At 70.7% G+C, this 6,570-nt stretch carries 5 protein-coding genes, 1 tRNA gene and 1 pseudogene; 4 read left to right on the top strand and 3 right to left on the bottom strand.

Translation table 11 applies throughout. The annotated features are described in order from the left end of the window. The 4 genes and pseudogenes from IDM29_RS13650 to IDM29_RS13635 all read left to right on the top strand — a co-directional run. Nucleotides 1-520 (top strand): annotated as a pseudogene (locus tag IDM29_RS13650) (DNA polymerase III subunit delta'); the annotation flags it as partial. A 101-nt stretch (nucleotides 521-621) separates the two neighbouring features. After that, on the top strand, nucleotides 622-2,187 hold the full coding sequence (locus IDM29_RS13645) for an alpha/beta hydrolase (protein WP_182112975.1): 1,566 nt from the start codon (nucleotides 622-624) through the stop codon (nucleotides 2,185-2,187). An 81-nt stretch (nucleotides 2,188-2,268) separates the two neighbouring features. Continuing rightward, nucleotides 2,269-2,341 (top strand) — tRNA-Thr (locus IDM29_RS13640). A 176-nt stretch (nucleotides 2,342-2,517) separates the two neighbouring features. Then, nucleotides 2,518-2,868 (top strand): hypothetical protein, encoded by a 351-nt coding sequence (locus IDM29_RS13635; RefSeq protein ID WP_182112976.1) that lies wholly within the window; start codon nucleotides 2,518-2,520, stop codon nucleotides 2,866-2,868. A 312-nt stretch (nucleotides 2,869-3,180) separates the two neighbouring features. On the opposite strand, the gene IDM29_RS13630 is transcribed toward IDM29_RS13635, so the two are convergent. From IDM29_RS13630 to IDM29_RS13620, 3 genes are read right to left on the bottom strand one after another with little or no spacing between them, the layout of a single operon-like run. Next, on the bottom strand, nucleotides 3,181-3,765 hold the full coding sequence (locus tag IDM29_RS13630) for an SMI1/KNR4 family protein (RefSeq protein WP_182112977.1): 585 nt from the start codon (nucleotides 3,763-3,765) through the stop codon (nucleotides 3,181-3,183). Further along, nucleotides 3,762-5,159, bottom strand: a complete 1,398-nt coding sequence (locus IDM29_RS13625; RefSeq protein ID WP_182114355.1) for a WXG100 family type VII secretion target — start codon at nucleotides 5,157-5,159, stop codon at nucleotides 3,762-3,764. Before IDM29_RS13625 ends, IDM29_RS13630 begins: the two co-directional genes overlap by 4 nt. Beyond that, complete coding sequence (locus IDM29_RS13620; RefSeq protein WP_182112978.1) at nucleotides 5,156-5,458, bottom strand: hypothetical protein; 303 nt, start codon at nucleotides 5,456-5,458, stop codon at nucleotides 5,156-5,158. Before IDM29_RS13620 ends, IDM29_RS13625 begins: the two co-directional genes overlap by 4 nt. Between the last annotated feature and the right edge of the window lie 1,112 nt (nucleotides 5,459-6,570).

The raw sequence follows: 6,570 nt of genomic DNA, 5'->3' as shown, positions 1-6,570 counted from the left end.
CCCGGCCGCGCGGGAGCGGCGCACCCGCACGCTGCGGCTCGCCGCGGAGATCCGCGGCATCGGGGACGCCGTGCTCGCGGCCGCCGACCTCGTCGAGGTCGCGACGACCGAGGCGAAGGCCGCCACCGAGGACCGCGACGCCGCCGAGCGGGCCGCGCTCCTGCACACCCTCGGCGCCGACGGCGTCGCGACCCTGCCGCCGTCGGTCCGCTCGCAGGTCAAGCAGCTCGAGGACGACCAGAAGCGCCGGGCGACCCGGGCTCAGCGCGACGTCCTGGACCGGACCCTGCTCGACCTGCTCTCGCTGTACCGGGACGTGCTCGTGGTGCAGCTCGGCGCCGACGTCGACCTCGTCAACCCGGTGCACGACGAGATCCACCGGCTGGCGGCGGGCAGCACGCCCGAGCAGACGATCCGGCGCATGGATGCGATCGGTGAGGCGCGGACCCGGTTGGAGGGGAACGTGGCCCCGCTGCTCGCCATGGAGGCGATGGCCGTCGCGCTGCGCCCGCAGGGGTAGTCGCCCGGCGCGTCGGGTCACGCACGTTGTGACCAGATCGACGCCTGCGAGGGTCCGGACCGGAGGCCAGGACGTCGGTCCCGGCGGATACCGTGTGACTCGTGCTCCACGCCTTCCGCCGCCGCTCGACCTCACCCGCCCCCCGCCGCGCACTGCGCGCTGCCGCGACGGGAGCGGTCGCCCTCCTCGCGCTGAGCGCGTGCGTCGCACCGAAGGAGCAGACGACGCCCGAGTCGGCGTCGTCCCCCTCGGCCTCGGCGCCGGCGGACACCGTCGAGGCCTTCTACGAGCAGGACGTCTCGTGGGAGACGTGCGGCGCGTACGAGTGCGCGACGGTCCGCGCGCCGCTCGACTGGGACGACGTCGGCGCCGGGGAGATCTCGCTGGCCGTGCAGCGGTCGCTCGCCACGGGCTCCGACGACGAGCGCATCGGCTCGCTCCTCATCAACCCCGGCGGCCCCGGCTCGTCCGGGATCGAGTTCCTCGACTACGCCGTGACCGGAGTGCTGGGTGCCGACGTGCTGGCCGCCTACGACGTCGTCGGCTTCGACCCCCGCGGCGTGGCCGCGTCCTCGGCCGTGGACTGCGGCCCCGACCCCGTCGTCGACGAGTTCCTGACGGCCGACGTCGCGCTCGAGAGCCAGGCCGACGTCGACGCGGCGCGCGAGGCCGCCCGGGCCTTCGGCGAGGGCTGCCTGGACGCGACCGGCGCCCTGCTCGGCGAGGTCGACACGGTCAGCGCCGCGAAGGACATGGACCTGCTGCGCGCGGTGCTGGGCGACGACGAGCTGCACTACATCGGCTTCTCCTACGGCACCTTCCTCGGCGCGACGTACGCCGAGCTCTTCCCCGAGAAGGTCGGCCGCCTCGTCCTCGACGGCGCGCTCGACCCGGCGATGTCGAACGACGACCTCGTGGTGGGCCAGGCGATCGGCTTCGAGGACGCGCTGGGCGCCTACGTCGAGGACTGCCTCGCCGGGAGCGACTGCGCGCTGTCCGGCACCGTCGACGAGGGCAAGCAGCAGATCGCGGCCCTGGTCGAGCGCGCCGAGCGCAAGCCCCTCGACGCCGGCAACGGCCAGACCGTCAACGGTGCGCTGGCCTTCTACGGCATCGTCGTGACCCTCTACGACGACGCCTCCTGGCCGCTGCTCACCATGGCGCTGTCCGAGGCCATGGAGCAGAACACCGGCGCGACGCTGCTCGAGCTGGCGAACTTCTACCTCGACCGCACGCCGGACGGCACCTACCTCAGCAACTCGATGGTCGCCTTCACCGGGATCAACTGCCTGGACTACCCGGTCGTCGACCGCAGCTACGACGAGATGGTCGCGTTCGCGGACCAGGTGGCCGCGCAGGCGCCCACCTTCGGCCGTCACTTCGCGATGGCCGTGGGATGCGAGACGTGGCCGTTCCAGTCCGAGGCGGAGCGGAAGGAGATCGCCGCGGCCGGTGCGGCGCCGATCCTGGTCATCGGCACCACCGGTGACCCCGCGACGCCGTACGAGTGGAGCGTCGCGCTCGCCGAGCAGCTCGACTCGGGCGTGCTCATCACCTGGGAGGGCGAGGGCCACACGGCCTACGGCCGCTCCAACGCGTGCGTCGAGGACGCCGTCGACGCCTACCTGGTGGACGGGACGGTGCCCGAGGACGGGCTCGAGTGCTGACCCCCCGATGACGGTGCCGCTCTCGCTTTGGAGCCTGCGCCCGCGGTCGGTACAGTAGGGCCCGCTCGCCTCGGCGGGCGCGCCGCCTTAGCTCAGTCGGTAGAGCGTCTCACTCGTAATGAGAAGGTCATCAGTTCGATTCTGATAGGCGGCTCGCGCTAGATTCGGCCCCTCACCTGCGGAAACGCGGGGAGGGGCCGTTACTTCATCCGGTGTGATTCTTCGGCGTGGCCAGTATGTGGCCAGTGGCGGTCTGGGCTTGATGCTCAGCGAGAGCCGCCACCCCCCGGGACCGTCCCGATCACGGTCGCATGGGAGCGCCTGGAGTCCGTGACCGCGCCGCTGAGCGCCGCCGACCGTGAACTGGCCGGCGAACCGTCGACCGCAGCGCTCATGCGCGCCGCGCAAGCTATGCACTGGGCGCATGTGCGCCTGGGCGACCTGGACGCGTGGGTGCACGCCAACGCCCTGATCTCCGGCAACCCGGAGGTGCTCGTCCTCCTGCACCGGGTGCGGATCGTGGGGCGGATGCTGGTCATGTTCCGCGCCCAGCACGCCGACCAGCTGCGCCGCGGTGACCTTGAGCTGCGCGCCGGTGAGGTCGGTCACGACCCGTCCCTGCGCCCACAGCAGGCACGCTGGCTGGCGGCTGACGGTGCCGTGGGCCCTGGGCGCCGGTGAGGGGCCAGGCGGTGCTGACCCAAACTTCCCGCAGGGTCCACGTCGTGCGGCCGCACCCGGGACAGATCTCGACGGGTGGTCACGGTGACAGGCACGAAGGTGCTGCACAGGCTGGGCTCGTGATCCCTGCGGCTGCCTGACCACGCGCCGCGGCAGTCCTCGAGCGCCACGGGTGGTTCGTGGAGCTGGACACTGCTGGGCGGTGACGCGCCTCTAGGGCTACTGCAGGTCGTCCTTGGCCGGACGAGCAAGGGTGGTGATGGGTGGTGCCACACGGCCCGCGCACCCGCTCAGCGCCTGGGCTCCAGTCAACTACAGGCGGTCGAAGGGGGGGCGCTTCGCGAGTACGTCGTCGAGCGTCTTGCGGGTGTACGCCAGCACAGACCACATGAAGTCCGCGACGTTGGCCCACTGCTGAACAATCTGTCCGGCCCCAAGCCATAGCACGGGTCGCCCGCCGCCAGTCACAGGCCCAGCCGTCCACAACAGGAAGAGGTCGCTGGTTACAGTGCTCGCACCGATGATCTCAAGTTGGTCGACCGGCGGAAGGTACCCCGGCGGCCAGTCCTCCTCTAGGTCCTTGAGGAGGTCACGTGTCTGCTCCCAGAGGCCGTCCGCACCAAGCTGCTCGGTGGACAGCAGGTCAGTGTCCACAAACATCGCTGACCACCCGTTGGCGTAGGTGAGCAACTCGCGGTGGATCGGATCCAAGGCATGCCTGAGTCGCCCCTCGGCCCCGGCGAGCTGGTCAGAAGTGGCGCCCTTGTGCGGAATGGTGAGTGGGTAGACCTGCGGCGCCGCTTCGTCGAGCCGCATCCGTGTCAGACCGATTTCCCCGAGCAGCGCCCTCCAGTTGGGAGCCGCGGTTGCGCCGGCTGCATCGTTCATGGTGCTCATCGTGCCACCCGTGAGCCGTCGGGGAGTTGAATCGCGGGGGCCCCGTCAGGCAACCTGATGACTGGATTCCCTGCAGAGCGCTCGACTAGCTCGAAGACGGTCGGCTTGTAGCCGACGGGGTAGTGGCCGGCCTGACCGCCTAGCGAGCTGTTCACGGTTATGGTCTCGTCGGCCCATTTCTCCGATCCCGGCCGGTTCGTCCATGTGGGATCGGGGAGGTGGCCGGCCACACCTTGGTACGGGGACCCCGCAGCACTGGCCCGCGCCCGTTCGAGCGACGCCTCCGCGTTCGCCGCGCGTCGTAGGTCGCCTTCCGTCGAAACCCGTCCCGTTTCTGACAGGCCGCCTTCGAGCCGCACTCGATTCCCTTCGTCGACATAGTCCAGCATCTGCCCGACTTCCTCGCTCGTCATCGAGTCCTTCACGCGGAAGATCACAGGCCCGTCACCGGGTGTCGGGGTCGCGAGCTCGTCTGCGGTGTACTGGCGCCTCCCTGTGGCGTCCAGGACGCCTTCCGCCGCGTCATCCGCGCGCCGGGTGGCAGCGCCGGCAGCCGTCTCTGCGACGTCATCCACCGACCGTGCCGCCGCGTTTGCGACCGCGCGGGATCCCCGGACCGCAACAGCGCCGGACCCTGCCGTAGCTATGCCGATGAGGGCGTCCGGTACGAGGTGCCCGATGGCGCGCGCGGGGCTGGTCATCCACGTGTCCCAGTCGGTAACTCCCTTACCGAACGCTACGGGGTCGGTAAGGGCAGTACCAAGACCTGCAAGGAGTTGCTGCTTATGCGCGCCCCAACCCGAGGGGTCGAGGATCAGCGACGCAACGTTCATGTCCCAGGCGAACACGATGAGGTCCTTGCCAGCCTCTGCGGTCCCGCCGACGAGTTCGGCCCAGTGGTGCCCGAGGTGGTTCCAGAAGGTGGGGCGGTACGGGAGCAGGTCAGCAAGGTCCCGCAGCACCCGAGCGGTGCGGGTAGCGGACTGTCGGACCCCGTCGTGGGCGGCATTCATGATGTCGTGCGCAGCCGCCTGTGCTGGTGTCATGACCCCCGGGGTGACGGGAGCGGCGGACGGGGCGTTGTACTTGGCAACCGCGAGGTCGGCCTGGCCGATCGCCCACTCGAGCGTCCACGCGTGCGACTTCAGTGCGGAGGCAGCTTCGCGGAAGGAGTCAGAGAGCTTGAGCGCTTTGAGGCGCGTCTCATGTATCGCGTTCGCGTACGCGTCTGCTGCGTCCCCTGACCAGTCGCCGACGTCCGCTCCGTAGGCGACGTCCACGAGGCTCTCGACGGTTCCGGCCAGACGGTTCAGTACGTCCGCGTCCGCGACTATCGGTCCGGGTGCGCCTTGAACCAGCGAGGCCGGGTCTGGCCAGCCCTCGAGTTCGCTCACGGCGCCAGTCCTGGGTCGTTCAGGTAGCAGGCTGCGTCGAGGTCGACCTCGTCGTAGCGGTTAGCTGAGGCGATGAGCGCCGCCCCATGGCCTGCGAGTTCAGCGGCAATCTGCTCGACGGCGTAGGCCCATCGGTCTGCTGCGGTGCTCGCCGCATCCCGCACGACGGGGCATTGGTACGCATCGCGTCCTGCCAGGATGGCGGACCGATCGAGCCCTTGCAGGCCGTCGGCCAGTTCGGTGACGCGACTGCCGGCGGCACGGATCAGGTCCGCGTCAGCATTGAAGACACCAGGCATAGTTCTTCCCCCTGTTGCAGGCGCTTGCTCGGCCATTTGTACTGTCCTGCGCGCGCTCCCGGCCATGGGCAGGGCACGATTGTGGACAAACGCCCCTCGAATGCGTGAACCGACTGGGTGTACTCAAGCGTCTGCGGTGCGCCCAGCCTCGACGACGGCCCAGGCGAGGTCGACGACCCATGCGGTCACGATCGGATCGTCACCGGCGGTCAGAGCAACGCTGTCGAAGTCCCCGACGCGCGCTGAGAGCGCTGAGCTGCGCGTGCTCTGTCGCAGCAGCTCATCGAGTTCAGCTGGAGATGCACCGGTTGGAAGTGGAGGCAAGCACCCGGTGCGTGCAGCCTGGGCGACGAGCACGGAGCGCACTGCGGCCCGGGCTGCGGCGAGCGCTGCCGGGGCGTCACCGGTGCGCAAGACGTTCGAAGCGGCGTCTACGGCGTCATGGGCAGCCTCGAGCGCGTGCTCCGCGAGGTCGACGTCACCATGGTCAGGGGGGATAGGCGGCTCACGTTCACGGCCTCGCACCCTCGGGTGCGGGGCCGTTTCCGTGTCCGGCCGCGTTCGCGCGTCGGGCCAACCGCCCCGCCACCGCCACCGCCACCGCCGGCCGCACGCTCGTGGTGCTTCCGTGCGCCCGACGGTGGGCGTGTGGCTGAAGGGCCCCGTGGGAGTCGCAGGAGCACCAGCCGTCACTCCAGCAACGCGCGGCGCACGGAACCGCCACCCACCCCGGTGCCCTGACCCGCGCTGCTCGTGCACCGACGCGCCCTCGGACCGGCGCCCGCGTCGGTCGGCCCGAGCCGCCGACTCCACAGGGGCCAGCGCCGACGCGCGGCGAGGCCGAACGCCGTCTTCGCGGGACGTCCACACCTGGGCCAGGATCTGCACGCACGGCACCACACCTCGACAGAACCCGCCAGATCCGCGTCGCCGCAGGTCAGAAGGGGATCCCTAGGTTGTCGACCATGAGCGAGCACGAGCCGCAGGACCCCGCACCGACCCCGCCGCCGCCCTCGGCACCGCCGCCCCCCGCCCCTGCGCCGCTCCCGCCCGCCGCTGCGCCGCGCGGGGCCGTCGTAGCGGCGGGTGTGCCGCAGGGCGCGGGCTGGCCG

This window comes from Actinotalea sp. JY-7885 (assembly GCF_014525465.1).
Taxonomy (GTDB): domain Bacteria; phylum Actinomycetota; class Actinomycetes; order Actinomycetales; family Cellulomonadaceae; genus Actinotalea.
This window is presented reverse-complemented; position numbering and strand designations above follow the sequence as displayed.